Origin of the sequence: Acidiplasma aeolicum (assembly GCF_001402945.1) — an archaeon.
GTDB lineage: Archaea > Thermoplasmatota > Thermoplasmata > Thermoplasmatales > Thermoplasmataceae > Acidiplasma > Acidiplasma aeolicum.
The window spans coordinates 1-3,999 of the sequence record NZ_LKBG01000038.1; the positions used below are offsets into that span (position 1 = coordinate 1).

The 3,999-nt window shown below is 26.6% G+C and carries 2 protein-coding genes; one reads left to right on the forward strand and one right to left on the reverse strand.

The window, feature by feature from the left end; translation table 11 throughout:
* Positions 1-416: 416 nt before the first annotated feature.
* Entirely contained in the window at positions 417-2,336 is a 1,920-nt protein-coding gene (locus AOG54_RS01465; protein WP_055032311.1) for a DUF2079 domain-containing protein, read from the reverse strand.
* A gap of 635 nt (positions 2,337-2,971) precedes the next feature.
* On the opposite strand from AOG54_RS01465, the gene AOG54_RS01470 reads away from it, so the two are divergent.
* The gene (locus AOG54_RS01470; RefSeq protein ID WP_055032312.1) at positions 2,972-3,793 is read left to right on the forward strand and encodes a glycosyltransferase; all 822 of its coding nucleotides are present in this window, start codon (positions 2,972-2,974) and stop codon (positions 3,791-3,793) included.
* The last annotated feature ends 206 nt before the right edge of the window (positions 3,794-3,999 follow it).

A 3,999-nucleotide genomic window follows, 5' to 3' on the forward strand; every position in this document is an offset into this window, starting at 1 on the left:
ATATGCAGATGCATCAAGTGAATAATATTTATAAATGGAATATGCCGAGAATATTACAGAAAATATAATTCCTGTTATTAAAGTTATAATTAGGTTCTTATCGAACTTCCTGCGCTTAAGAACTAAATGTTGATTGTTAAAAATCCCGTTCATATAAATTGTGTATGTAAATTTAAATATAAAATTATGTCCGTTCAATTTCATTAGATCTTAATATTTAATTTGTACATCAAAAAGAATGTATTAAATTTAAAGAGAAGGACTAAAACATAGGTGCATTTCCAAGCAATGATTCATTATCAAGACTAATTATGTCATAGCAATGGATATAAATGAGTAATGGCTGATAAGGAAATACATAAATATGGACGTAAATTAAGGATAGTAAAGGGCTATTTGAATTTACATTAAAGATATTACACTATATAATTATCCTGATGCATTTTTATTGATTTTATTTCAAAATAATTTGTTCCATTATATTTATTTATGTATAGATTGACACCTGCCATTTCCACTGGTATATTTAAATTAAATTTTATGTCTTCAAACGTATTTTTAACTTTAATATTTTCAGAGCTTATATTAAATAGTGGAACTTTTGTCCAGCTTTTATGATTAAACTCATATAAATATGTAAGATTTAATTCAATATAATTTTGCTCTGATATGTTATTGGTATACACACATAAACTAAGGGTATAATTTCCTGGCTGTAACGAAATGTAATTTGCTAAAAATGTGCTTCCGCTTGTATTATTAATTTTTAAAGGAGTTTTATAAGCATTTACATAATTGTCCGGCTCATAAATAACTGGCTTTCCGTTATAATTTTTTTCAAGAAGCACAACATTATTATCTTCGGCCTTAACCCTGTAATCACCGCTTAAAATATAATAATTAAATGCAGAGTAAATGCTGTTGTTTGCACCGTTATTAGCAAACCAAAACCAGGAATTTGGATCTATTACAACATAATTAATGTTTTTTGTCCATTGATTATTAATGTAAAATGTATGGTTATCTGGAATATAACAAACATAGCTAGTTTGCGCCATTGGATCCCTAAAGCTAACCTCTGGCATGCTATTCTGATAGATTATATATGGGGCATTTCCGGGTATTAGTTTAACAACACTTTTAAGGTCGTGATATTCTGTAATGTTATAATCCAATGTCCCCTTAAGGTCAAAATTAGCCTGGGTATCATTGTTAAATACTCCGTATGGCTCATAGAACAGTGCAAGTAAAATAATTATAATGAACATGGCAATTACAATTTTATATTTTGCAGAAACATATTTTTTTATCCTAAAAATGTTTTCTTTTATTAAATGGTCATCATTAAATTTTAAATTGGACAGTACATCAATAAAACCTAGATATAAAAATGGAATTATTGCGCTGTAATACTGGTAAAACTGGTCATTTGGGAATGCATAATCCGGATATCCTGAGAAGAATGATAAAAAAAAGAATGGAAGCATTAATATTAACCATCTCTTTGATAATGCTGGAAGCATAAAAAAGGGTGCTAAGAATAGGAATACCGTAAAAATTTTATTATCAAGGCTGGATTTAAAATTATTAAAATAATTTGTATTACCATGCGCCTCTGATATCAGTGAACCTGCAGAACCGATATGCACTATGCCGATTATAAAAAATATCAGTGAAATAAAAAATATATAATAATACACCTTATTTGATTTAAAATTAAAATTTTTATAATAGAAATTTTCAATAATATATGAAAGGCCAAATATAAGCGGAAAAATAATATACGGAAACCTGACAAGGCCTGATAATACAAGTAAAATTATTGCACCCCTGTTTTTATTATAAATTAATAATGCATAGCCTGATATAAATAACGGTATGAATAATGACTGCCTATGAACATCAAACCAGTTTACACCTGCTAATCCAAAGAATACCAAAAAGGATAATGATATTAGTATGCCCAAAAATCTGGAATTTAATTTTTTTATTGATATAAAATATAATGGCACTGCCGTCAATGATAGCCAGAGGGTTTGCAGATGCACAAAAAAGAACATGTTATCATCCAGGGACAATGGAGAGAGCAGAAAATTTATTGGGGCATTTTTAAGGTTTGAAATAAAAACCTTTAATGGATCATGGAGGGTAATCCACAGGCTTTGATAAAAAACACCAAGGTCAAAAACAGATGCCCCAAATGAATATATCTTTGCAGATGTTATAATATCCCATATATAGTTATATAATATTATACCAATGGCAATTATTGTGATTGAAATTATGTCCTTTTTCAGGCTGCATTTCTGTTGTAATTTTGAATTAAATATACCCATTGTAATGATTATATTAAACTGACATTAAAAAATTTTCATTTTTTTATTTTTAAGAAATTATTGAGATGATCTATATAATTTATCTATTGTTTTTAAATATTCTAAAAGATCGTTTTCAAGCTAAAAGTTCTTGGCACTTTTATGGATTTACCTAACATTTTTTTAATATTGAACTTTTTTGCCTCTATCTCATTAAGTATATTTTGATAATCAGAATCATTTCCTGCTATGAACTAATTCTGTTTATCAACCAATACCTGCATGTTGATATTTTTTACAATGATTGTAACCAGCCCTCACCTAATGCCCTCAGGTATTATAAAGCCTTAATACCACTTGGGAGTAAGAAAAAATCAGATGCCTGATAGCATTTAAGAGAATCTATAATAAAATAATTATTATGAATATGCATTTTTAAAGCATAGGTTCTATAAAGATGCAATTAAAACTGTTGGTAACAAACATAAAGTTCATTGTAATAATATAAATAAGTACTTTAAACTGTGAAAATAATTACTTATGCATATTCTTATAAAAATTTATTTATTATATCCATTTAGTCCTTATTCAAAAGCATCAAGTAAAAGTTATCATAATAATAGAAAATTATATAAATATAGGTTTTATAACTTACCATGCAGGGAGTTGTTGAAATAAATGCTTTAGAAGCATCACAAAATTATCCAAAATATGTTGATATAATAATCCCTGCATATAATGAAGAAAAAAGAATAAAACCTGTTCTTGATGATGTCTCAAATTTCATAAATGAAAATAAACTAAGCTGGAGAATTTTTATTTCCGTTGATGGAAATGATGGGACTGTTAATATTATTAAAAAATATCAGGAAACATGTGCATTTATTTTTTATAACAAGTCGGAAGAGCGTAATGGAAAGGGGAAGGCCATTAAAAGAATTTTATTGAAATATCAAAATATCCTAAACGATATAATATTAATAATGGATGCAGATAATAGCATTAAATTTATAGATATTATAAACAATTTAAACCAAATAAAATATTGTGATACTTTATTATTTAATAGATACAATAAAAGAAATAAAATACCATTTTATAGGTACTTTCTTGGAAGGTCATTTAACATAATAATTAAAGGCATACTTCATTTAAATATAAATGATACGCAAACAGGATACAAGGTATTTAAAAAGAAGGCATTAATGGACAGCGTTAATAAAGTTTCCACCTGTGGTACTTTTTTTGATGTGTCCTTGCTTTACCATATAAAGAAGGAAAATTATAGAATTTCAGAAATAGATGCAAGTACATATAATCATAATAAAAATTCAACATTTAAGGTATTTACATTAACATTTAATATGTTCATTTCAATAATAGCATTTAGATTAAGACATTCAAACGTTTATAATTACATTCCAGAAAAAATTAAAAGTAAGCTTTTGCATATATATTTTAAATTTGTTAAATATTAATAATTAGGAAAATACTATTGCAGTCTTTATTATATGTCAATTATGCGTTAAATCATTAATATTTTAAATTCATTAATTAAATGCGCATTGTGTTGTCCCATTATTATTTCCTTTATATACTTTATAAACTTATATACTTTCATTTTACCCTATTTTGGATTTATATGCCATTACAGGTGTAACAATATTATCACCATCTGACAATG